At 57.5% G+C, this 22,004-nt stretch carries 25 protein-coding genes; 10 read left to right on the top strand and 15 right to left on the bottom strand.

What is annotated here, in order from left to right; translation table 11 throughout:
• Positions 1-257: 257 nt before the first annotated feature.
• Positions 258-392: a hypothetical protein gene (locus NCHU2750_RS31195; protein WP_256377718.1), complete on the bottom strand. Its 135-nt coding sequence runs from the start codon at positions 390-392 to the stop codon at positions 258-260.
• Positions 393-572: 180 nt separating this feature from the next.
• On the opposite strand from NCHU2750_RS31195, the gene drt2 reads away from it, so the two are divergent.
• From drt2 to NCHU2750_RS26315, 4 genes are all read left to right on the top strand, one after another.
• A complete protein-coding gene (gene drt2, locus NCHU2750_RS26330; protein WP_162939810.1) occupies positions 573-1,820 on the top strand; it encodes an antiviral reverse transcriptase Drt2 in 1,248 nt (415 codons plus the stop codon).
• Between the two features lie 401 nt (positions 1,821-2,221).
• Complete coding sequence (locus NCHU2750_RS26325) at positions 2,222-2,572, top strand: hypothetical protein (protein ID WP_162939809.1); 351 nt, start codon at positions 2,222-2,224, stop codon at positions 2,570-2,572.
• An 18-nt stretch (positions 2,573-2,590) separates the two neighbouring features.
• Positions 2,591-3,091 carry an ImmA/IrrE family metallo-endopeptidase gene (locus tag NCHU2750_RS26320; RefSeq protein ID WP_119944777.1) on the top strand — a complete coding sequence of 167 codons (501 nt, stop codon included), beginning with the start codon at positions 2,591-2,593 and terminating at the stop codon, positions 3,089-3,091.
• Positions 3,092-3,108: 17 nt separating this feature from the next.
• Positions 3,109-4,188, top strand: coding sequence for a beta family protein (locus NCHU2750_RS26315; protein WP_119944776.1), 1,080 nt, complete (start codon positions 3,109-3,111; stop codon positions 4,186-4,188).
• Here the strand turns inward: NCHU2750_RS26315 and NCHU2750_RS26310 are convergent.
• Together NCHU2750_RS26310 and NCHU2750_RS26305 are read right to left on the bottom strand one after the other, a co-directional pair.
• Complete coding sequence (locus NCHU2750_RS26310; protein WP_119944775.1) at positions 4,185-4,934, bottom strand: sce7726 family protein; 750 nt, start codon at positions 4,932-4,934, stop codon at positions 4,185-4,187. The genes NCHU2750_RS26315 and NCHU2750_RS26310 overlap by 4 nt on opposite strands.
• A gap of 84 nt (positions 4,935-5,018) precedes the next feature.
• Positions 5,019-6,176: an RHE_PE00001 family protein gene (locus tag NCHU2750_RS26305; protein WP_162939839.1), complete on the bottom strand. Its 1,158-nt coding sequence runs from the start codon at positions 6,174-6,176 to the stop codon at positions 5,019-5,021.
• A 180-nt stretch (positions 6,177-6,356) separates the two neighbouring features.
• On the opposite strand from NCHU2750_RS26305, the gene NCHU2750_RS26300 reads away from it, so the two are divergent.
• Genes NCHU2750_RS26300 through NCHU2750_RS26290 form a run of 3 tightly spaced genes read left to right on the top strand, consistent with a single transcriptional unit; the run spans position 6,357 to position 8,147 of the window.
• On the top strand, positions 6,357-6,596 hold the full coding sequence (locus NCHU2750_RS26300; RefSeq protein WP_119944773.1) for a type II toxin-antitoxin system Phd/YefM family antitoxin: 240 nt from the start codon (positions 6,357-6,359) through the stop codon (positions 6,594-6,596).
• Positions 6,596-7,009 (top strand): type II toxin-antitoxin system VapC family toxin, encoded by a 414-nt coding sequence (locus NCHU2750_RS26295; RefSeq protein WP_119944772.1) that lies wholly within the window; start codon positions 6,596-6,598, stop codon positions 7,007-7,009. The genes NCHU2750_RS26300 and NCHU2750_RS26295 overlap by 1 nt, the downstream gene beginning before the upstream one ends.
• A complete protein-coding gene (locus tag NCHU2750_RS26290; protein WP_119944771.1) occupies positions 6,999-8,147 on the top strand; it encodes a site-specific integrase in 1,149 nt (382 codons plus the stop codon). Before NCHU2750_RS26295 ends, NCHU2750_RS26290 begins: the two co-directional genes overlap by 11 nt.
• A gap of 169 nt (positions 8,148-8,316) precedes the next feature.
• Here NCHU2750_RS26290 and eutC read toward each other — a convergent pair whose 3' ends face one another.
• From eutC to NCHU2750_RS26260, 6 genes are all read right to left on the bottom strand, one after another.
• Positions 8,317-9,147 carry an ethanolamine ammonia-lyase subunit EutC gene (gene eutC, locus NCHU2750_RS26285; RefSeq protein ID WP_119944770.1) on the bottom strand — a complete coding sequence of 277 codons (831 nt, stop codon included), beginning with the start codon at positions 9,145-9,147 and terminating at the stop codon, positions 8,317-8,319.
• A complete protein-coding gene (locus tag NCHU2750_RS26280; RefSeq protein WP_119944769.1) occupies positions 9,144-10,532 on the bottom strand; it encodes an ethanolamine ammonia-lyase subunit EutB in 1,389 nt (462 codons plus the stop codon). Before NCHU2750_RS26280 ends, eutC begins: the two co-directional genes overlap by 4 nt.
• Positions 10,533-10,549: 17 nt before the next feature.
• Positions 10,550-11,746 carry an NAD(P)/FAD-dependent oxidoreductase gene (locus NCHU2750_RS26275; RefSeq protein WP_119944768.1) on the bottom strand — a complete coding sequence of 399 codons (1,197 nt, stop codon included), beginning with the start codon at positions 11,744-11,746 and terminating at the stop codon, positions 10,550-10,552.
• 104 nt (positions 11,747-11,850) lie between these two features.
• Positions 11,851-12,651: an amino acid ABC transporter ATP-binding protein gene (locus tag NCHU2750_RS26270; protein ID WP_119944767.1), complete on the bottom strand. Its 801-nt coding sequence runs from the start codon at positions 12,649-12,651 to the stop codon at positions 11,851-11,853.
• A 3-nt stretch (positions 12,652-12,654) separates the two neighbouring features.
• Positions 12,655-13,392, bottom strand: a complete 738-nt coding sequence (locus NCHU2750_RS26265) for an amino acid ABC transporter permease (protein ID WP_502703881.1) — start codon at positions 13,390-13,392, stop codon at positions 12,655-12,657.
• Between the two features lie 27 nt (positions 13,393-13,419).
• Complete coding sequence (locus tag NCHU2750_RS26260) at positions 13,420-14,340, bottom strand: ABC transporter substrate-binding protein (protein WP_119944765.1); 921 nt, start codon at positions 14,338-14,340, stop codon at positions 13,420-13,422.
• A gap of 147 nt (positions 14,341-14,487) precedes the next feature.
• On the opposite strand from NCHU2750_RS26260, the gene NCHU2750_RS26255 reads away from it, so the two are divergent.
• Complete coding sequence (locus tag NCHU2750_RS26255; protein WP_119944764.1) at positions 14,488-15,162, top strand: GntR family transcriptional regulator; 675 nt, start codon at positions 14,488-14,490, stop codon at positions 15,160-15,162.
• A gap of 344 nt (positions 15,163-15,506) precedes the next feature.
• Here NCHU2750_RS26255 and NCHU2750_RS26250 read toward each other — a convergent pair whose 3' ends face one another.
• Both NCHU2750_RS26250 and NCHU2750_RS26245 read right to left on the bottom strand, forming a co-directional pair.
• Positions 15,507-15,938, bottom strand: coding sequence for a plasmid maintenance toxin (PemK-like) (locus NCHU2750_RS26250; protein ID WP_119944763.1), 432 nt, complete (start codon positions 15,936-15,938; stop codon positions 15,507-15,509).
• A complete protein-coding gene (locus NCHU2750_RS26245; protein WP_119944762.1) occupies positions 15,925-16,203 on the bottom strand; it encodes a type II toxin-antitoxin system Phd/YefM family antitoxin in 279 nt (92 codons plus the stop codon). Before NCHU2750_RS26245 ends, NCHU2750_RS26250 begins: the two co-directional genes overlap by 14 nt.
• Positions 16,204-16,356: 153 nt before the next feature.
• Here NCHU2750_RS26245 and NCHU2750_RS26240 point away from each other — a divergent pair, with 153 nt between their 5' ends.
• Complete coding sequence (locus NCHU2750_RS26240; RefSeq protein ID WP_119944761.1) at positions 16,357-16,605, top strand: type II toxin-antitoxin system Phd/YefM family antitoxin; 249 nt, start codon at positions 16,357-16,359, stop codon at positions 16,603-16,605.
• Entirely contained in the window at positions 16,602-17,729 is a 1,128-nt protein-coding gene (locus tag NCHU2750_RS26235; protein WP_119944760.1) for a site-specific integrase, read from the top strand. The genes NCHU2750_RS26240 and NCHU2750_RS26235 overlap by 4 nt, the downstream gene beginning before the upstream one ends.
• 242 nt (positions 17,730-17,971) lie before the next feature.
• Here NCHU2750_RS26235 and NCHU2750_RS26230 read toward each other — a convergent pair whose 3' ends face one another.
• Genes NCHU2750_RS26230 through NCHU2750_RS26215 form a run of 4 tightly spaced genes read right to left on the bottom strand, consistent with a single transcriptional unit; the run spans position 17,972 to position 21,996 of the window.
• A complete protein-coding gene (locus NCHU2750_RS26230; protein ID WP_119944759.1) occupies positions 17,972-19,093 on the bottom strand; it encodes a siderophore-interacting protein in 1,122 nt (373 codons plus the stop codon).
• Positions 19,083-19,898, bottom strand: a complete 816-nt coding sequence (locus tag NCHU2750_RS26225) for an ABC transporter ATP-binding protein (RefSeq protein ID WP_119945064.1) — start codon at positions 19,896-19,898, stop codon at positions 19,083-19,085. The genes NCHU2750_RS26230 and NCHU2750_RS26225 overlap by 11 nt, the downstream gene beginning before the upstream one ends.
• Entirely contained in the window at positions 19,895-20,980 is a 1,086-nt protein-coding gene (locus NCHU2750_RS26220) for a FecCD family ABC transporter permease (RefSeq protein ID WP_119944758.1), read from the bottom strand. Before NCHU2750_RS26220 ends, NCHU2750_RS26225 begins: the two co-directional genes overlap by 4 nt.
• On the bottom strand, positions 20,977-21,996 hold the full coding sequence (locus NCHU2750_RS26215; RefSeq protein ID WP_162939808.1) for an ABC transporter substrate-binding protein: 1,020 nt from the start codon (positions 21,994-21,996) through the stop codon (positions 20,977-20,979). Before NCHU2750_RS26215 ends, NCHU2750_RS26220 begins: the two co-directional genes overlap by 4 nt.
• Between the last annotated feature and the right edge of the window lie 8 nt (positions 21,997-22,004).

The raw sequence follows: 22,004 nt of genomic DNA, 5'->3' as shown, positions 1-22,004 counted from the left end.
TTCAAGCGGTCATGTGGCGCCAACGAGTAAGATGTGGCTCGAACCTATCTTGCCCCATCAGCATTCGGCTTCGTTATCGCGAGATCGTCGATATATCAATACTAGAGTTGTTCACTCATATTATTAGCCCGATGGATTTGCCGAGATGGTCGGCATGGAGCTCGACGTTACGCTCTTGAACGGACACGAACCCTAGACCACTCATTGTGAGCAAGGTGGGACCGGGACGAAGGAGTTGCAGAATCGCATGACCACACCTATGTTTTGAATGCCCCTGGAATTGGCCAGCGGGTCGGACCGTTGAGACTGTCAAGTTGAAAGTTGCTTCCAGGCAGGACCAGATCGATGATCTGCGCCAGCAAGAAGGTGATGATGAACGAGACATCGAGCATAGCTCGGACCTCCATGGTTATATAATACCGCCTCGCGTTAACAGACCCGTGTCGGAATCGCATTCGATCCATTCGATTGAGGTACAGGCAGATGGCGGCGTGCGTTCGGGAAGTGTCCGGCTATAGCAGCTGGGATCCAGGGTCAGGGTCAACTTCCCGAACTCTGCGGAGCCGCAACGCTTGAACGATTCTTCTTGGTTTTCTCCTCGCGGATATCGGCATTTTGATCGGCAAGTTGGGCTATCCTATGCCAAAGCTGTTTCCCAGCCGAAATCCGTGGAGCAACACTCGTTTTCGCCGCTCATTCACTATGTAAAGTCAGAAAAGCGCTACAAAGCTAAGGACCACAAAACAAAGGCCAAAGATCGCTCGATCATGTACGCGTCCCACCGCGACGCCTGTATCCTCTCGTACTATGCGTGGCTGTTGAATAAGCGACTTGAAGAAACCTATGCAGCGAAGACTATCGGCGAGAGCGTCATAGCTTATAGGTCGCTTGGCAAAGGAAACTATCATTTTGCGTCAGACGTCTATCGGTACGCTCTTTCCAACGCGCCAGTTGCCATACTTGCGTACGACGTCACCAAGTTCTTCGACACGCTTGATCACCGCCGGCTAAAGACCCGCCTTCGTAACCTTCTTGGCCATCAGAATTTGCCGGACGACTGGTTCAAGATCTATCGATTTATGACAAAGTTTCGCTTCGTCCATCTTGATGATCTTCGCACACGCCCCGAATTCCTGCTTAGCCTCCAGAAAAAGACACGAGACCCGATTGCCACCATCGCGGAGGTTAAGCGAGCGGGCATTCCCATTCACGAGAATCCGAACTTCTTTGGCATACCCCAAGGGACCCCGATCAGCGCGGCTTTTTCCAATCTTTATATGCTAGATTTCGATGTCGAGATGAGTGCTTATTGCCGGTCAATCGGAGCCCTTTATCGGCGATATTCGGACGATATCCTCGTCGTGTGCAAACTCGCCCATGCTCGAGATGTCGAGATTAAGATTGAAGTTCTCCTCGAAGCAGACGCTTTGCAAATCAGCCGAGACAAGACGGAAGTCTCTGAGTTCGACCCAGCGAACGCCGCGCTCGCTTCCAGGCGAGCCGCGCAATACCTCGGATTTACGTTTCATGGCGACGGCGCCGCAATCCGCCCAAGCTCCCTGTCTAGGCAATGGCGTAAGATGCGCAAAGGTGTACGCCGGACCCGTGAGGTTGCGACCAAGGCGATCGCTCAGGGTAAAGCGTCCAAGGTCTACACCAAGAAGCTGCGCAAGCGTTTCACATCAGTCGCTGCCCGAAATTTTTCATCTTACGCCCGCCGTAGTGCCAGTCTTTTCGATAATGGTGACCTGATTTTGCGGCAGTTACGCCGGTTTGAACGCGAAGTGGAGCGAGAACTCCTACGGCTGAAGGATTTGTGATTTTGCCGTATCAAAGGCCAAACTTTCCAACATCCGAAGAACCAAGCGCTCTGCGTTGATTATTCTACGCATTTAGACTCGCTCGATCATCTTCAGTGCCAGATACGATATGGCCCCAGGTTTTCTGAAATTTTCCCACAGAAGGACTCAAGTGTGGGTCATGCTGGCGTTACCGGCCTTGCACAATTCACGGTTGGCCGCTAGCAAAAGATAGGTTCGTGGGCTGCCACTTGAAGTGAACATAAGCGGAACATATATTAGGCTTCGTCATGGCTCGGGCATCAAACTACTACTTCCAAGTCTTCGGCGCGGGGCTCTTGGGTGGGGGGATAGTATCTTCCCTTTATCTAAAAGGCCTTCATTTTGAGAACTCTGAGATGGCGGAAAATGGCGGAGTGACCATGAGCTACGCTGACATGGCAGCGTTGATGCTGGGCGCTGTGGGCGTACTTGTGACCGTTCTGGGCGTGTTCATGGCGATCCTGGCACTCTGGGGATACTCGCAATTCAAAGTGGCAGCTTCCAACGCGGCACTAGACCATGTGAAAAGCGAGCTGGAAGAAGGTCAGCTACGAGATGAGCTGAATAAGCTACTCGTTCAAGAAGTTATCAAACAAATGGACGACGGCAAGCTGAGGAGAATTCTTGAGGAGCGCGCAGACCGGTTCCTGATATCTGGTCCTAGTATACGCGCTAACGAAGATGATAACGACAACCCCATGGGGGACGAAGAAAAAGAATATGGCGCTTAGCACTAAGGAGACGGGCATATGAGCAGTCGAGAATGGAACGGCTTGCCCGCCGACGTTCGGGCAACTATCCAACAATTCCAAACCAGCTATCCCATAAAACTCTCCGCTCTTGCGCAGGCGCTTGGTGTCCCTGTTAAGGCGTCAACGCTTCCTCCGGGTATTTCCGGAGAGATCAGGCCCGATATCGAGAATCCTGGGCGGTACATAATTAAGGTCAACCGGCACGATCCCCCTAGTAGACAGAGGTTCACTGTAGCCCACGAACTGGGGCATTTCTTGCTTCACCGCGATCAAATTGGGAATGGCATATCTGACGATGTGCTTTATCGCTCGACTTTGTCTGATCGCAGAGAAGCAGAAGCGAATCGGATCGCGGCAGATATATTGATGCCAGAACCGTTAGTTGAAGGTGCTCTTAAAACGGCTGAGGTAATAAGGGCGGATGAGCCTGTCGCTTACCTTGCAAAACGCTTCGGAGTATCTGAGGCTGCAATGAAAATTCGACTCGGGATCGAATAGGCGCGACGGGAGAGGCTATGTTTCCAAGAGAGTTATCAGAGGTCGATTATGTTCCTCTGCTGTCTGTTCGTCCTGCCGAAATTCGGGCTCTCAAAGAGCTTCCCGAAAAAACGAAAGATAGACTTCTTCCTTTTATGTTTTTGCGGCCCTGGACCACAGCCCAGCAACTTGACAACGCACTTGTGCGCATTGAGGAAGCTTATGGCGCCCGGCCGGTCATCATTGATGCTGGTTCAAATGAGCCGATAGAAGGTCAGCCACGTCCCGTCCATCAACAGCTCGCTGAATTAAGGAACCCGACGGACGGCTATCGTAACTGGTTCGAATTCCTTGAAGCTCGAGAGCATTATATACCATCGTTACAGCTGGCGAATCTCGTAGAGCTCCCAACCCAGCTTGCTCGGCTGGCGACCCTCGAAAGAGGCTTAGTCATTAGATTGCCTCAGCAAGCTTTTGGCCAATCGGTGAATATCGCTCAATCGGTCTCCCAACACTTCAGCGAAGACGAGGTTTGCTTCGTAATCGATTACGAGCAAGCCAGCTCTGAGCTGCTAACTCGAGCAGCGGCGGCAAACGGTATCTCGATTGCAATCATGGGAGTGATGCCCAATGCCGCGATAGCTTTGTCGGCCACCTCGTTTCCTAGTGATTTCGTCGGCCGAGTGTCCCAAGAGATTTACGAAAGGCAATTTCACCGTCTTGTCTCTGATCTGCATCCGGAACGGGCGTTCATTTACAGCGATCGAGGAAGTGCACGTGCTGAACGCCAACTGGGTGGAGGGGGCACGCCAGCTCCACGGGTTGATCTCGCCGTTGCTTCGCAATGGGAGTTTTACCGAGAAGAAGATCAGGGCGACCGCGATCAAGCATATTTCGACGCAGCTACCCGAGCGACAGAGTCTTCAGCATGGGATCCGCTCTTGAAAGTTTGGGGGACGCAAATGATAGAACGAACGGCGAATGAAGACGATGACGCAATCGTTTCACCTGCTCGATCAACTGCGGTACGGATAAACCTTCATCTGCACGAGCAGTCGTATTACGGTGCGCCTCCGAGCGAGAAGTATGACACCGATGAGGATTGGACTGATTTTTAATCAGAAACCGCAAATACTTCGTCAGCGACTTTGGCCCATTCTTTCCAAAATTGCTCGTTCTGACGCTTATGAATTCGAATGTTTTTTCGCTGCTGTTCAAATCGGCTCAATCGAGTGAGATGTCTAGGCATTACCTCGACGCCTGTAACATTCTTGAAAAATCGTCGACTTGATATCTCAAAACGCCCGTTGAATGATTGAACAACGGCCGCGCGGACTGCCTCCACGTCAATTTCTTCAAGCTTAGAATACAGCGCGGCACGAGTAATTCTCGATCCTCTCTCCACGCCGACCAGCTTTGCAAGATCTGACTTCTGCAGAAGGTCGGCCAACGCAGTCTTGGAAGCAATTGGTGCTTCTTGAGCCTCGCGAATAAGCCGCACCTGGCCAAAAGGAGAAACGGACCAGAGATCTGCTCTCTCGCAATGGCCATGAACTATTCGTGAGAGATGTCGCTCAGCTACAACGACAATTATCCGGTCGAATACCTTCGAGTAAGCCGAATGCTGCCCTTCCAGTCGCTTAAGGTTGTCGAAATCACTTTTCACTTCGACACCGATAAAATCAGTTCCATTGAAAAGAGCAATGTCGGCCCTTCGTTCAGGTCCCAACTTGAATTCATTGGAAATGAATGACTTCCTATCGGCAACCTTCTCAGACAGGAGCTTGGTGAGCACAATAGCTTTCAGGTCCGCCTCGTCATACTTGACGGCCCCTTGGGCATCAATCCGTTGTGCGTTACTCATAGCAGGCTCCCCGAAGCATCCAAACCAACTTAGTTGCGCGGATCTCTTGGCTCAATTGGTATTTTTTGCCTCGAAACTGATAGTTTACATCACCCCCCAGGCCCGAAACCTCCCCCTCCCCGTCATCTCCCTGAGGCCGAGTTCCAAAACGATCCGCCGCGCCGCCTGCGGCGTGACCTCGAGCGTTTTCGCCACCATCCCGGCTGACACAAGCGGACGCGCCATCACCAGTTCGACCAGTTCCGGCAGTTTTGAAGACGTTCGCCGCCCCTCAAGCTTCCGCTCGAACAGAGTGCGGGCCAGCACCAGCCGGTCATGCTCTTTCATGCCGATCTCGGCGGCCGCCAAAAGCCCGTGGGCGATGGCGAGCAGCCGCGTTTCACGGTCGCGATGCCGGCGCCGATCAACCGGAATGGTTTTGAGGCCGAGATTGATGGCGGCGAGATGGGCGCCGGTGGTGATGCCAGCTTCCCGCAGGATCGAAGCGGCCAACAGTCTGCCGAGCCATGGGGCATGCTTAAGCACGGAAAGCTCGTTCCAGGCATCGAGGGCGATGATCGCCTGGAGCACCGCTGGCAAGTCTTGCGCCTGCCGCAGCACGCCGCGCCATTCGTCGAGCCGGGCATTTTCGTCCCAGTCGAGATCATAGATCATCGGGTCCTTTTCGGAACGACTGGCCGTCGCACGGCCGACGGCATGGCCGGGACGCGTTGCGTTTTCGATCGCGGCTGACGATCGGGCCAGCGTCGCATCGATGGCGGCATAGTCGACGCCGGGCAGATCTTCGGCGTCATCACGATCATGCCACTCCCCTTCGACATCCACCTGGACTGTGAGCCTGGTAACGCCGGCCGGCCCAGCAGTTTCGACGCCACCTCCACCGGTGTCAGACGACTGTCGCAGGGTTCGGATACCGTCGGCGGATAGAGCCCAGTCGGGTGACTGCGCCGAAATCCGTCGGCGGGTGCGAAGGACGTCGCGGGCAATGGTGAGTTCGTGGGTTGGGGTGCGGGTATCGCGAAACGCGTCGTGAAGAACGAGGTCTTCGAGATGCACCAATTCGCCGTCGATCCAGAGGGAGGCACAAGCGTCAGCAAAGTGCATACGCTTGAGAAAGCCGGATCCGATGAGCGAGCGGGCAATGCGCTCGTCGAGACGGGTCAGGGCGACGGCCGCGTCAAAAGCAGTACCCATCAAGTTTGATATGCTGATTTTCGCGAGATCGTAAGCCATTGATTTTATGGTAAACGATCTTTTAAAGGAACTCTATATGAATATTATGGTTCCTCACATGGTATGATTGATGGTTGGCGTTCTAACCATCGATAAGTACTCCTTATCGGAAGTGATCAGACCAACCGCTTGACCAACTTCGTTGGGCCGCCTAATCTCGTGCCAAAGCATACGCCGAGACCCGCGCCGATGACGAAAACCGTGAAAATTTCCGAAGCGAAAACGCATCTGTCCGACCTGCTGGCCCGCGTCGAGGCCGGCGAGGATTTTGTCATCGCCCGCGGCAACGATCCGATCGCTCATGTGACCCGTATCGCCAAGGAAAACGACCTGCAGCTGCTGCTCGCCGAAGTCCGCGCCGCCCGGCTCAAGGCCACCGTGTCCACCCATGAGGAAATCCTCTCCTGGCGCGACGAAGGCCGCCGCTAATGTTTGTCATCGATGCCTCGATGGCGGCCGCCTGGCTGCTGCCGGAAGAGTTTTCGGATGCGGCTGAGGCCGTGATTGCCACGATCGACGCCCCTTGCCCTGTGCCCTCGTTGTTCTTCTTCGAGATCCGCAACATTCTGGCGATGTCCGAGCGCCGCGGCCGGATTGCGGCCGGTGCCGCCCTTGTTAACATGGAGCGGGTGCGCCGGCTGCCGCTCGACGATGCCGGCATTGGCGGCGATAGTTATGTTCTGCTGCTGGCGGCTAATCATGGGCTCAGTGCGTACGACGCGGCCTATCTGGCGCTTGCCCTCAATCGCAGCGCGCCGCTCGCAACGCTCGACCGCAAACTGGCCGCTGCCGCGCGTAAAGAGGGTGTTACCGTTCTTGGACCATTCGCCCATGGCGACTAAGCGAACAGCCACCGACGTGGTGGATCGTCGAGCCTATGAACTCGACACGATCGCTGCCGTCCTACCGATGGAGCGCCGCGACGAGCTCGCCGAGCTGCTCACAGATCAGGATGTCGAAACCCTGCGCCATCTGGTCAACGAGGGCATGGGCGAAAACACCCTTCGCGCCCTCACCTCCGATCTGGCGTATCTGCAGGCGTGGTCCTTGGCGGCGACCGGACGCTCTCTGCCGTGGCCGGCGCCCGAAGCGCTGCTGCTAAAGTTTGTCGCGCACCATCTCTGGGACCCGCAAAAACGGGAGACCGATCCGGAGCATGGGATGCCGATAGAGGTGGAGCAAAACCTCCGCGGCCAGGGTTTTCTCAAAGTGGCCGGGCCGCATGCGCCGGACACGGTTCGCCGGCGGCTGGCAAGCTGGTCGACCCTGACGAAATGGCGTGGCCTAAGCGGAGCCTTCACCTCCCCTGCCCTCAAGTCGGCAATCCGCCTTGCCGTGCGGGCAACGCCCCGGCCGCGTAAACGCAAGAGCGCCAAGGCGGTCACCGGTGATGTGCTGGCCAAAATGCTGGCGACCTGTGCGAGCGGCAGCCTGCGCGATCTCCGCGACCGGGCGATCCTGATGGTGGCGTTTGCCTCCGGCGGCCGGCGGCGCAGCGAGATCGCCGGATTGCGTCGGGAGCAGCTGACCACCGAGCCGCCGATCGTCGTCGCGGACCGCCCTCCCCTCCCCTCTCTTGCCATTCATCTCGGACGGACGAAAACATCCGGTGCCGATCACGACGAGGTCGTCTATCTCATTGGCCGGCCGGTTGAGGCGCTGAATGCCTGGATTGAGGCAGCACGGATCGACAAAGGCTCCGTGTTCCGAAAGGTCGATCGCTGGGGCAACGTGTCGAAGCGGACGCTCGATCCGAAATCGGTCAATGATATCGTCAAGCAGCGGGCGGCGCTGGCGGGGTTGGAGCCGGGAGAGTTTTCGGCGCACGGGCTGCGGTCGGGGTATCTGACCGAGGCCGCCAATCGTGGTATTCCGCTGCCCGAGGCGATGGAGCAGTCACGGCATCGCTCGGTGCAACAGGCGTCGAGCTACTATAACAGCGCGACGAGACGCAGCGGACGGGCGGCAAGGCTCTTATAACGTCGCTAAATTCGTAGAACGTCGCATTATTGACTGTTTGGCGACAAAGCGAGACTGGCAGGAAATCATCCCGATTGTTGCCTGCCCTGCTTTGCACGTTAGGATTTCCAGCCTCCGCCAATGCAGCGCACCAATCCCAGGCGCTCGATTGCCGCATAGATGTTTTAAACTATTCGACGGGCGCACTCTGGGTCTTGATGGGCTGTCCAATACTCATAAAAGCACTGTCGCTGTCGTCTTTCAGTTGCACGCCGCTTGCTCCGGATCGAAATGCCTGCCCAACAAGCCAGGCAAGTTTAAATGCGGCGGCCTCGTAGCTGAGCCCCCCATCCCTTATGTTCGATACGCAGTTGCGATTGGCGTCCGTCCGATCTGATCTCGGCCCCAAGGTGATATACGCGCCAAGGCTATCGGCCGCCGAAAGTCCAGGTCTTTCTCCGACAAGAATGATCGATAGCCGCGCTTTGCAGAGCGTGCCGATTTCGTCTGCAATGGCGACACGCGCCTGTCTGGCGAACACAAGTGGCCCCAGCGACAGGCGCATCGATCGCAAACGTGCCACCAGCGGCGCGAGCAAGGCGGAGGCGCCTTGCTGAACTGCTTTTGACGAGAGGCCGTCGGCGACCACGATGACAACATCACTGTCATCGGCTTCCAGTTTAGACAGAGTCATGCGCGACGCTCCAGAAAGACGCCGCCCGAGATCCGGTCTGCGAAGATAGATTTGCCGGTCGCCGCAAGCGCTCTCGACAACCATTTGCTCAAGCTCCAGCCCGACGCAGGCCTGCCGAACACTGTCGAAATCCAACGGAGCATGCACCGCATCGCGCGCGCGCGCATGATCCAGGGCAAAGTCGAGCACTGCCCGTGTCGGCAGGCTGCCCCCTACCCTTCCGAGCCCCAGGCGGGCCGCGGTCGCATCGGCCGGGATTGGCACCGTATCGCGCGTTACAAAATCGACCGCCGAAGCGGATTGCACTCCAATCGCATCTGCGCTCATGCCGATAGCCTCATTGCGCCGACGTTCAGCGGGTGATTTTTTTGCAATGGTCTGAGCCTGCCGTCAGCCGATGCAATGTCCATTTTGAGCAACCATTCCGCGAATTCCGGGGATCTGCGTGCACCCAGAAGATCGCGGACATAAAGCTGGTCGTGGAAAGAGGTCGACTGATAATTCAGCATGATGTCGTCGGCGCCGGGCACGGTAATGATGAAATTCACCCCGGCCGATGTCAGAAGCGTCAAAAGCACATCCATGTCATCCTGATCCGCTTCAGCGTGATTGGTGTAGCAGATGTCGCAACCCATCGGCAGGCCCAGCAGCTTGCCGCAGAAATGGTCTTCAAGGCCGGCCCGGATGATCTGCTTTCCGTCATAAAGGTATTCGGGACCGATGAAGCCGACCACCGTGTTGACCAGAAGCGGCGCGAAAGGGCGGCATGTCGCATAGGCGCGCGCCTCGCATGTCTGCTGATCGACGCCGTGATGTGCATCAGCTGAAAGGCAGGAACCTTGTCCGGTTTCGAAATACATCACGTTCTGGCCGACCGTCCCCCGTTTTGCAGAAAGGCCGGCCTCATAGGCCTCGTGGAGTGTTGCAAGCGAAATGCCGAAACTGGCATTGGCGGCTTGCGTGCCGGCGACCGACTGAAACACCAGATCGACCGGAACATTGTTTTCGATCAGCTTGATCGACGTGGTCGCATGCGTCAGCACACAGGATTGCGTCGGGATCTCGTAGCGCGTGATCAACTCATCCAGAAGGTGAATGATTTGTGCGACCGCTGCCGGCGAATCCGATGCCGGATTGATACCGATGACCGCATCGCCGCATCCATAGGTCAGGCCTTCGATGGTCGAGGCGAGAATCCCGCGCGGATCGTCGGTCGGATGGTTGGGCTGTAGGCGGGTCGCCATCGTACCGGCAAGCCCGATCGTGTTGCGAAACCGCGTGGTCACCTGTATTTTTGCGGAGACCTTGAGCAAATCCTGGTTACGCATCAGCTTCGAGACGGCTGCGACCATTTCCGGCGTCAGCCCGGGCGCAAGGCGTGCCAGCCGATCGCCCGTCGCATGATCCGAAAGAAGCCAGTCCCGGAATTCACCGACGCAAAGGTGCGAAACCGGCGCGAAGGCGACCGCATCATGCGTGTCGACGATCAGTCTGGTAACCTCATCCTGTTCATAGGGAATGAGAAGATCAGCAATAAAGGTCTTCAGTGGAACGTCGGCCAGGCAAATACGGGCCGCAACCATTTCCTCGCTGCTTCCGGCGGCGATACCCGCGAGGACGTCTCCGGACCTCGGCGGAGTGGCTTTTGCCATCAACGTCTTCAGGTCCTCGAATACCCACATCTTGTTCGCCAGTGTCGTTCGGTAGGTCACGATTGCTCCCCGTGCATCTATGCGGCGATCATACCGCTCACCATGCGGGCCGTGCGCGGCGCAAGCGTCAGTCCGATATGGCCATGACCGAAGGCAAGGATAACGTCCTTGCCGCCCTTGGACGGGCGGATGACCGGTACAGAATCCGGCATGGACGGGCGAAAGCCCATCCAACTCCGGCTCGGAGCGCCGAGATCGGGGAACACGCGCCGTGCGTTTGAGAGAAGAACATCCAGCCGTCTCTGGTTTTCCGGAGCCGTCAGCCCCCCAAGCTCGACCGTGCCGGCAACACGTAGACGCCCCGCCATGGGGCAAAAATAGAAACCGTGATGCGTCGGGCAGACGGGGCGTTTGACCGGCATTTCATCCATGTCGAATTCGAGGTGATAGCCGCGCTCGGTATCGAGTTGGACCCGGTCGCCGGTCTGGGCTGCAAGCCGCCCTGAATGCGCCCCTGCTGCGATGACGACCGTCCTGGCCGCAACGACCGTGGTATTGCCCGTCACCCGCACGCTACCACTTTCGCGCACGATCTTTGAGGCTGTGTCCTTTACGAAGAGCACCCCTGCAGCAAGCGCTGCCTGTTCCAGCCGCTTCATCACCATTCCCGGATCGGTAAAGTTGATGGCTTTCGGAAAGAACAGTCCCCCGCCGTCGATCCGCGGCAGGTTTGGCTCCATCCGGCTGACCTCATCCGGTGACATCAGCTCTTGATCGATGCCCACACTACGGCGCAGAGCAATATCGGATTGCGCCGCCTTGAATGCCTGCTCCGTCTGATAGAGGTAAAGGCAGCCTTTGGCGCTCAACAAGGCGGATGCATCGATTTGTGCCGCAAGGTCTAGCCATTCCGATGAAGTGTCGGAAAGCAGTTCCGAGAGTTTTCGCGTGTTGTCATGGAACCGGTGCGGCAAGGATTCGTAGGCAAACCGCATCAGCCATGGAAACAGGGTTGGCAGGGCCGCCTTGCGGATAGAAAGAGGACTGTCGGCGTTGAGAAGCAGCGATGCTATGTTTCTTAAGACTGATGGCGTCCCGACCGGAAGAACGGCATAGTCTGCAACCGTTCCAGCATTACCGTAAGATGCTCCGGATCCAGGCTCATTCGGCTCGATGAGGGCAACTTCACGGCCTTCCGTCTGCAACTGCAGCGCTATAGCCAACCCAATTACACCGCCGCCAATGACAGCAATATCCGTATTCAATTTTTGCATGAGACTTCAGTTGTTCTGATGGAGGCAAGCCGGAAGATCGTGTCCAGGAAAGCCTGGCACTACATCTCGTCGGCATGTTACGCTGTGGGCTAACTTGATAACTCTCAGCCTGGGTTTGCATAGCGAGCAACATACGCTGCGGTACGCGGTTCCTTCGGGCGCTCCAAAACGTCGATTGCAGTGCCTTGCTCGATGATCCGTCCACCGTCAATGAAGACAACCCAGTCGGAAACATCCTTCGCGAACGGCAATTCATGTGTGACGATAATCATCGTCATGCCGTCGGCGGCCAGTTCCCGCATGACACGCAACACCTCACCAGTCGATTCAGGATCCAGAGCCGACGTTGGTTCATCGAAGAGAAGCACTGATGGACCCAATGCGAGCGCTCGCGCGATAGCGACACGCTGTTGCTCACCGCCAGACATCTGGTCAGGATAGGCCATTGCCCGTTTTGCCAGCCCAACACGGGTCAAGAGTTTCACGGCCGTCTTGACCGCCTCAGCTTCTGAAATTCCAGCGGCATGCATTTGCGCCAGTACAATATTTTCGACTGCTGTAAGGTGTGGGAATAGGTTGAAGCGCTGAAACACCATGCCAACCTTCTGGCGCAGCTTGGCTAGATCTCGACAAACGACTTTGTCGCCCGAAAATATGGTCTCGTCGCCAATCGTGATTGAGCCGTGATCCGGTTGCTCAAGAAGGTTCACGCACCGCATCAGCGTAGTCTTGCCGCCACCGCTCTGGCCGATGATGGTAACAATTTTGCCCTTCGGCACATCGAGATCAACGCGATCCAGCACCAGCCGCCCATCGAAGGACTTGCGCAGGCCCGAGATCTTTATTTCAGGCCGATCGACAGCGATTCCAGCGTCTTTCACGACTTCAAGTTTCATCGATGCCATGGCTCAGCTTCTCCCCTCGGCCAGAAGTGTCTTGGCGAGTGTGAGGCGGCGCCTCCTGCCGATTGAAAGCGGGATCCCCGCGTGAATTTTGCGCTCCAGGAACAGCAATGACTGAGAAACAGGATAACAGATGGCAAAATACACTGCAGAGATCACGAGGTAGACCTCAAGTGACCGGAATGTCTCGGATGCGATCAGCTGTGCATTTGTCATCAGCTCAGCAGCCGATATCGTTACGAGCAACGATGTCGATTTGATCAGGTCCACGAACATCGTATTCGTTCCGGGAAGTGCGAGGCGGACCGCTTGCGGAAGAACGACATGGGAGAATGTCTTTCCCCTGCTGAGGCCAAGCGCCTCCGATGCCTCCTGTTGGCCGCGATGAACGCCGGAGATCGCCGCACGGAATATCTCGGAGAGATAGGCAGCGTAAAACAGGACAAGGCTGAGCACACCAGCTTCAAAGACCTGCAGCTTAACTCCGACCGACGGGAGACCGAAATAGGTCAGGAAGATGATCGCCAAGAGCGGAATGTTCTTGAAAATTTCGGTATAGAACGCCGCAATGAAGCGGATCAGCTTCGACCGGTTGAGCCGCATAAGCGCAATAGCCAGCCCCAACGCTGTGGCTCCGATAAAACTTCCTATTGTGTAGCCGAGGGTCCGTAACAGACCCTCGCCAATGTTTCCCAGATAGTCGTTCCATGGCACTTGGAACAGGTTTTCAAATGCTGTGAACAAGGCCACGGCTCCTTATAGGATTACAGTTTACTGGATTGACGGAGCGACCCAGTCGGCAGGACGATCAACGCCTTGACGTTGTGCCGCCATGTCGGCTGACGGCGTCAGGAACTGCTTTGGATCACCACCCCACTTGGTTACGAGGGCGGCCAGCGAACCATCCTTGTACATGGCGTCGATCTGGGCAGAGATGGCCTTTTCCAGCTTTACAGCCTGCTTCGGCATATAGAACGACGTCATATACGGCTCGAAGTATTTGTAGTCCGGGTGCGCCTTGATTTGCTCGGCCGTCGGCGCGGCCATGTACTGGATCTTGACCTTCATGTCTGGCCGCTGCTGCTGCTGGTAGGTAATAAGCAGCGGATCGAGGAAACCGGCATCCAGGCGACCCGATGCAATATCAGCGAACACGCTATCTGCGGACGGGAAATTGCGCGCGGTGGCATTCGGAACCTGAGCGATCGATTTCGCCCAAACATACCCAGTGACAGTGCCGAGGCTTTTCCCTTCGAGGCTCGTCACGTCGGGGAGATTGGTCGACTCGAGGACCGCCATCGCCGGCGGCGAGTAATACGGCGGATCGGTAAACAGGCCGGCTTTCTGGCGCGCTGCGGACCAGGCGATCCCGCCGATGGTTATGTCGGCGCGCTGCGATTGGACCGAGCCGAGCATGCCGGCAAAGTCGGTCACGCTGTATTCGATCTTGAGGCCAAGCTTGTCAGCAACGGCCGACAGGATGTCGCTGTCGAGACCTACGAGCTTGCCGTCCTTTGCCGCGGTGTAGGGCATGTAAGGCTGAATCGTAACGGTCAGAGTGCCTGGCTTGATAAGTTCGAAATCTTCCGCCTGCGCAGTGGTGACGCCACCCATGGCAAGAGCAATCAGACCAAGGCCAGCAAATGCAGAAAGTCCGCGTGCGACAGACTTCCCAAAAATTCCAGTGTTCATTAGCAGCATTCCCTCTTATATATTGCTGATATATTGACGATATCCATATATTGCCTTCTGTCAAGCACGATCATGTAATGCCCATAAAATGAGCAATTTTGCTCTATTTGATGAAAAACTGGATGGGTCCTGAAGGAAATGAACAATATGCTGGCACTCCACGCCGATTACATTGAATCGGAGCCAACAATTGCTGATCGCACGTACGTTCAGCTACGCGAGGAAATTATCACGACAGCGCTTCCGCCTGGTACAATACTGCGGGAAACTGAACTTATGGATCGCCTCGACGCTGGTCGAACACCTGTTCGCGAAGCAATTCAGCGGCTGCAGCGAGATGGCTTTGTGGTCGTCAGCGGACGGCGCGGAACCTTCGTTAGCACAATCGATCTCAGCGATCTGACGGCCGTGTACGAGGCGCGGGCGCGTATCGAATCCTACGCCACCCGCCTGGCTACAGAGCGGTTGCGAGAATATGAGCGCCAAGAAGCCCGGGCGCTTATAGACGAATTGAAGGCGACCGTCGGTCCTATGGAGCTCGACGATATTCTGGCACTGGATCGTCGGGTTCACCGCTTCATATATCGGGCTGCAAAGAACCGATATTTGCAGGAGACCCTTGAACATTACCACAATCTCTCGCTGCGCATTCTCTATGTCTCAATGAAGCGATTTCCGGTTCTCGTCCCTCGTCTGGAGGATGTTCTGCGAGAACAGATCATAATGCTAGAGGCTGTTTGCAGCGGGGATGGGGGACGTGCAGAACAGGTCTCCATGCATCACGTTCAAAGCTTCGAAATCGAGGTTCAGAAAGTACTGTGACGCCAGCTTTTGGCTGGGACACATTGCCAAGTGTTTCAGTAAACGCATACGTCCCTGCGCGCCCATGCTGCATCACTCTGATTTAACAAGGTGCAGCCGCCGGTGGCGGAGAGCTTAATTTGCGACGTTTGCGAATTTGCAAAGGTGAAGTCTGCGGCAGTCGAATTTATCGCATTGCGGTCAATCTGGAGGAGTCCGGTGATTTGGGGAGATAATAAACTATATAGAAAGAGCGGGAACGCTTCCATTGAATGAAGCCGATCGACAATCGAGAATTGTTACAACACACGCTGTTTGTGCCGTTCAGGCTGCCTTCCGGAGATCGGAAAATGATGCCAAAAAGATTATTCGCTGCGTGGCGCCGCCCGGTGCCGCTGGGCTTTTGCCAGATCGACGAACCGCCGTTTGACCTCGGCAAACAGTGCCGGCGGCAGTGGTCCAAAGTAGCCGGTGTCGCTGTCGACCGGCCGCATGTCCGGACCCGGCCAGACAAACCGGTTGCTTTCCGTCAGCACGATCCACGAGCGCTCGTCGTCAAGCCCCAGGCGCCGCTTGGTCGCCGGCGGGATTTCGATCGCCTCGTCCGGATTGTTGGGCGGGCTATGAGTGATCGGCAAGACACGCACGGCCGGTGTACCGTCGTCGAGATGCGCAACGATCGCCAGCACCAGCGCCGGGCGATCCTTGTCGCCCTCCTCGCGACCTTCGACGAACTGCCAGTGCCAGAGATACGAGTAACGAAACACCCAGCCAACTTTTGGCTCAGTCGGCAGCATGTTTGCCCGTCAGCAGTTCGGCATTGAGATGATCGAGCGATCCGTCCATCTCCGAAGTTTCTATCGCGGCCAGCTCGTCGTCGCCGAGCGTGCTCGTCAGCTCGACGCGCCGGTCGCGCTTTGTCAGCCGCAGATAATCCTCATAGGCGATCAGCACCGTGCGTGGCCGGCCGTTCTTGGTAATAATCACCGGATCGCGGACGGCGGCATCCTGGTAAGCGCCAAAGTTTTTGGAGACTGCTGCAGCCGTAACTGTGGACGTCATGTCAAAACTCCTTTTTACGGAATATACGGAAATTACGGAAGTTTTGCAACGGGAGCCTGCCCTCGGCATATGCGTCGCTGGGTCGTCTCACGTCGGGCGCCGAGGTTTTTACGGATCAGATGTGTAGCGGTCATGTTGGGTTAGGTGAAGAGAATGCAGATTTTTGTTGATGTGGACGAGGCCGCTGAACGGCTTGAGGAACTGATTGAACTGGCGGCTCGTGGTGATGAGGTCCTGATCTGCCGCTCGGGAAAGCCAGTCGCGGAGCTGACTGCGATTCCAAGACCCGCTGGCACTCTGGATGACGTCTGGGCACTGGCAGAAGAAGGGCGAGCGAACGTACCAGCCGGTGCCACCTCAAACCACGACGATTTCTACGACGAACACGGATTGCCGAAATGAGCGCTGTCGATCGTCGCGCCAACGAGCTGGATACGATTGCTGCCGTCCTGCCGATGGAGCGCCGCGACGAGCTCGCCGAACTGCTCACCGATCAGGACGTCGAAACCCTGCGCCATCTGGTCAACGAAGGCATGGGCGCGAATACGCTTCGCGCCCTGACCTCCGATCTCGCCTATCTTCAGGCGTGGTCGCTGGCGGCAACCGGACGCTCTCTGCCCTGGCCGGCACCCGAGGCGCTGCTGCTGAAGTTTGTGGCGCACCATCTTTGGGACTCGGCAAGGCGCGAGACCGACCCGGATCACGGGATGCCGGCCGAGGTGGATCAGAACCTTCGGAACCAGGGCTTATTGAAAACGGTCGGCCCGCATGCGCCTGACACGGTGCGCCGACGGCTGGCGACCTGGTCGACCCTGACGAAGTGGCGAGGCCTTTCCGGCGTCTTTTCCTCCCCTGCCCTCAAGTCGGCCATTCGTCTTGCCGTGCGCGCCACACCGCGGCCACGAAAGCGAAAGAGTGCCAAGGCGGTCACCGGCGATGTCCTGGCCAAGATGTTGGCGACCTGTGCAAGCGGCAGCCTGCGTGATCTCCGTGACCGGGCAATCCTGATGGTGGCGTTTGCCTCTGGTGGCCGCCGGCGCAGCGAGATTGCCGGGTTGCGCTGCGAGCAGCTGACTGTCGAGCCGCCGATCGTCGTCGCGGACGGCCCTCCCCTCCCCTCTCTTGCCATTCATCTCGGACGGACGAAAACATCCGGTGCAGATCAGGACGAAGTGGTCTATCTCACCGGCCGGCCGGTCGAGGCGCTGAATGCCTGGCTGACGGCGGCGAAGATCGAGGCAGGCTTCGCGTTCCGCAAGGTGGATCGTTGGGGGAATGTGTCGAAGCGGACGCTCGATCCGAAATCGGTTAACGATATCGTCAAGCAGCGGGCAGCGATGGCGGGGCTCGATCCGGGGGAGTTTTCGGCGCACGGGCTGAGGTCTGGATATCTGACCGAAGCGGCCAACCGCGGCATACCTCTGCCCGAAGCAATGGAGCAGTCACGGCATCGGTCGGTTCAACAGGCGTCGAGTTACTACAACAACGCGACCCGGCACAGTGGACGCGCTGCAAGGATGCTGTGAAGAGCCACCACTGCTTCGATTTAACAGAAGTTGCATTCGCTATCAGCCTCCCATTAGTACCCATGGCGATTTAGCCGTCGCCCATTTGTGGGGTCCTTTACATTGCGCTATATCTTCGATCTCCCGCTCCCCATCTAAATATCATTTGAGACGCCATGTCATTCCTTATGCCGCTGTCAAAGCGTCAAAGGCTGCGTTGTGACTGATTGGAAAGGGCATCAGGAGCTTTTGCATCATGGTACTTAACTCTCCTCGTCATCCGGGACGGTATCGCCTTCGGCGCGGCCCCTGCGCCAATAGGCGACAGGTAGCACTTGCTTCTTGTCGAGCTTTAATTCGTCCCGCCAGTATCTGCGAATCGCTTTGAAGGCAGTGTATTCGACACCGGCGGCAGCATGGATCATAGTTCCGGCAGGCGGCATCTCGACGGCATAGATCTCATCGACGAGCAGCGAGGTCGTGCCTGCCTCTGCTCCATTGCGGTACAGCCAGCGCAGTTCAATATCCGTGTTGTGGTGGATCGATTGACGCTCGCTCTCGTCCGAAACCTCGATGATTGCAACACCTCTGGTGCCGACAGGCAAGGATTCGAGCGTGCGCGCTATGGCTGGCAGCGCTGTCTCGTCGCCGACGAGCAAATACCAGTCAGCCTTAGGCACGGGTTGGCCGATCGGGCCACGAATGCCGACAATGTCGCCCGGCCGTGTGTTCAAGGCCCAGCGAGAGGCAATACCGAGGTCGCCGTGCAGTGCAAAATCCACATCGATGGTACCTGCGCCAAGATCGACGCGCCGCGCTGTCAGGGTGCGCACCTTCGGTCGCTTGTCCTCTGCCGGCCAGATCGGCAACCCATCCTCGCCAGGAACGGGCCATTCCGGCCTGTCGACGCCTTCCGGCGGCACCAGCAGTTTGAAATGCTGACCGTGCGTTGCGTAGCGTTCATCGAGGTTGTGGCCCGATAGCGTGATACGGCGCATATGCGGCGTCACATCGGCAATCCGCGCGACTGTCATCTCTCGGAAATTAGGGAAGGAAGTAGCGCCGGTGCCATGCCCGATCCACTTCAACCGTGGTCGTCCACCATCCGAATACTCAATCAACAGAGCTGCCGCGACCGATTTCATATGAGAAAGAGCCACATCGTCGCCCGCGACTACTTCTATTGCCACCGCATTCGGACGGGCCTGCATGATGATTTGACTGTAGAAGAAGGTCGCCGAAGCACCATCTGTGACAGGTGATATTTCGGCATCGTTTGCCGCGAAATGCTCGATCAGCCGCCTGACGAGGCGTTCAGGCTCGCCAACCGCGATTTCAAGCTTCGACCGACGAGACCACGCAGCGTTTGGAGGGTCAGCTAGCATGGGGTAGCTCCGGAGATGTTGCAGGACCGTCCACCATCACGTGCAGGCGGCCGCGCGAGCAGTGCTCGAGGCGGGCCGTCACGCCATAGACAGTGGAAAGAATGGATGGCGACAGCGCCTCTTCGACCGGTCCCTCGGCGGCGACGGTTCCGCGGTCGAGAACGACAACGTGATCGGCCCAACTTGCCGCAAGTGTCAGGTCGTGCAGTACCACGACGACGATGCGGCCTTCGCGAGCCAGTTCGCGCACGATCGTCATCACGTCGAGTTGGTGACGCAGATCGAGCGCGCTGGTTGGCTCGTCGAGGAGAAGGAGTTGTGGAGCGCGAGCGATCGCCTGGGCAAGGCTGGCAAGCTGCCGCTGTCCTCCCGAAAGGCGGCCGATACCCTCCATCGCCAGGTTGAGGATGCCGAGACGGTCCAGCACGTTGACGGCACGATGGTGCGCCGTCATCTCGCTACCGTCGAAATCCGAGAGCCGCGTTGCCCTCAAAGCCCCGATCACACCCTCGAGGACGGTCAGCTCCGCATTCTGCGGTAGCGTCTGCGGCATATAGGAGACGTATTGTGCTCTCTGGGCGAGGCCGAGCGCATTGAGGTCGCGATCGCCGAGCCGGACGGAACCGATCGCGGGGACCAATCCTGCCAGACTGCGGAGCAAGGTCGATTTGCCGGCTGCATTGGGGCCGACCAGCGCGGTCACCTTGCCGGGTTCGAGCGGCGCAAGGCTCAATCCCGCCAGCACGGGGCGGTTGCGGTAACCTGCTGAAAGGCCGGAGATAATGAGTGTGGGAATGTCATTCATCGGAAACCCTCCCGACGACGGAATATCAGCGAGAAGAAGACCGGCAGACCGACGAGCGACGTGACGATCCCGATCGGTACGATGACGCCCGGCGCGATGGTCTTGCTTGCGATATCTGCCAACGACATGACGACCGCTCCCGTCAGCGCGCTAGCCGGAAGGAAGAAACGGTGATCTTCACCGATCACGAGCCGGGCAATATGGGGGCCGACAAGGCCGATGAAGCCGATCGTGCCGACGAAGGCGACGGACGTTGCGGCCAACAGGCTGATTCTGAAAAGCGAGAAGAATCGGAGCCGCGTCACGTTCACGCCGAAGGAACGGGCTCGATCCTCGCCAAGGCGAAGCGCCGTCAGCTTCCATGCCGCGCCAAGCGAGAACGGCATCGTCAAGACGGTAACAAAGCCAAGGGTGGCGATGGATTCCCAGTTGGCGCGTGCCAGGCTGCCCATGCCCCAGAAGACAAGTTGCTGGAGCGCATCGGCCGAAGCGACGAACTGGATCAGCGCCACCAGCGCGTTGAAGGTAAACACCAGCGCAATGCCGAGCATGACAAGACTGTCGACACTGGCGCTGCGCATTCCCGTCAGGCTTTGCAGAAGCAACACCGAGGCAAAGGCAAAGACGAAAGCGTTCCCGGTGACGATCCAGCTTTCGGGAACGCCGGGGATAGCGATACCGAGCACGATGGCGAGTGCGGCACCCAGCGAGGCAGCGGACGAAACTCCGAGCGTGAAGGGGCTGGCCAGCGGATTGTTGAGAAGGGTCTGCATCTCCGCTCCAGCGAGCGATAAAGCGACACCAACCAGCACCGCCATGATCGCGGCGGGCATGCGCACATCCCAGACAATGACGGACGCCGAGCGGGGCACTTCCCCCGGCCACAGGATTGCGCGGAGCGTATCGATTGTGCCGAGGCTCGACGGCCCCATTGCCAGGTCGATGAAGAAAGATACGATGAGAATTGCACCAAGCGCTACCACAATCACGACCCGTCGTCGGTTTTGCCGTCCATAGGCAGAGAGCACGGCCTCTCGGCGATCCGCGATAGCATCGCCCGGACTGACGATATCCTTCGTCATTGGTTTCCACCGGGCATTCGATCGATGGTCGGATCGAAACTTGTCCAGAACGGCCCCCTCAGCGGTGTCTTCAGGAAGCGACGGTTGATCTCGTCCAGCGTCGCCTGCGGATCGACATCAGCGAAAAGCTCGGGCTGAATCCACTTCGCCAGTGCCTCGAAGCTCAGGAAGCTCAGCGGTGATCTCATCAGATACGAATCGAGCGCATGGACACGACCGCTGCGCATCGCGGCAATTCCGCCAAGGCCCGGTTCCTGCCTCAGCGTCTTGAGCGCGGCCATGCCGTGCGCCAAGGTACGCGGCAAGCCGAACAGGGAACGGGCATCGGAAAAGACATCGATGACCACGAAGATATCCGGGTCACGTTCGATGATGGATTCGAGGCTCAATTGCACGGGCGCACCGTTCGTGACCCCGGCAATATTTTCCACGCCTGTCGCTCCAAAATAGTCCGTGACGTCATTGGCCGGCAATGCCAGGCAGCATGGGACCCCGGGGCCGCGCAACATCATGAGCAAGGTCGGCCGGACAAGCTCAGGCCTTGCCATGCGCTCGGTTATCGCCCGTACATGCTGATGGTAGAAGTCGATGAACTCGCTCGCCTTGTCTTGCGCTCCGAGAACGCGCCCGAGGATCTCGAAGCTTCGATCGGTATTTCTGAATGGATTTTCGTCGAAATCGACATAGACGATCGGTATGCCTGCCTTGGATAATACGGTCTCTAGCTTCTGCGACCAGACAGGGGATAGGGGTGCTGCGATGACGACATCCGGCCTCAATTCAAGCGTCTTTTCAATTGAAAAGCTCTGAGACCAGATGCTCCCGACGCGCGGCGTGTCGGACAGGTCCCGCTCCGCCTCAGGCAAGGTCTCGCCAGGATTTGCGCCTATCCCGACGACCCGCTTTGCCGCATCCACGTCAAGGATTGCGAGAGCGGGATACTGGAACGACGACGCCAGGAGAATACGTGTTGCCGGAGCCGGCATGGTGACCTCGCGATCCTTGATATCGGTCACGACTATGT

This window comes from Neorhizobium sp. NCHU2750, from assembly GCF_003597675.1.
In the GTDB taxonomy this organism is placed as follows: domain Bacteria; phylum Pseudomonadota; class Alphaproteobacteria; order Rhizobiales; family Rhizobiaceae; genus Neorhizobium.
The sequence above is the reverse complement of the archived record's forward strand: the minus strand, read 5'-3'. Positions and strand labels throughout refer to the sequence as shown.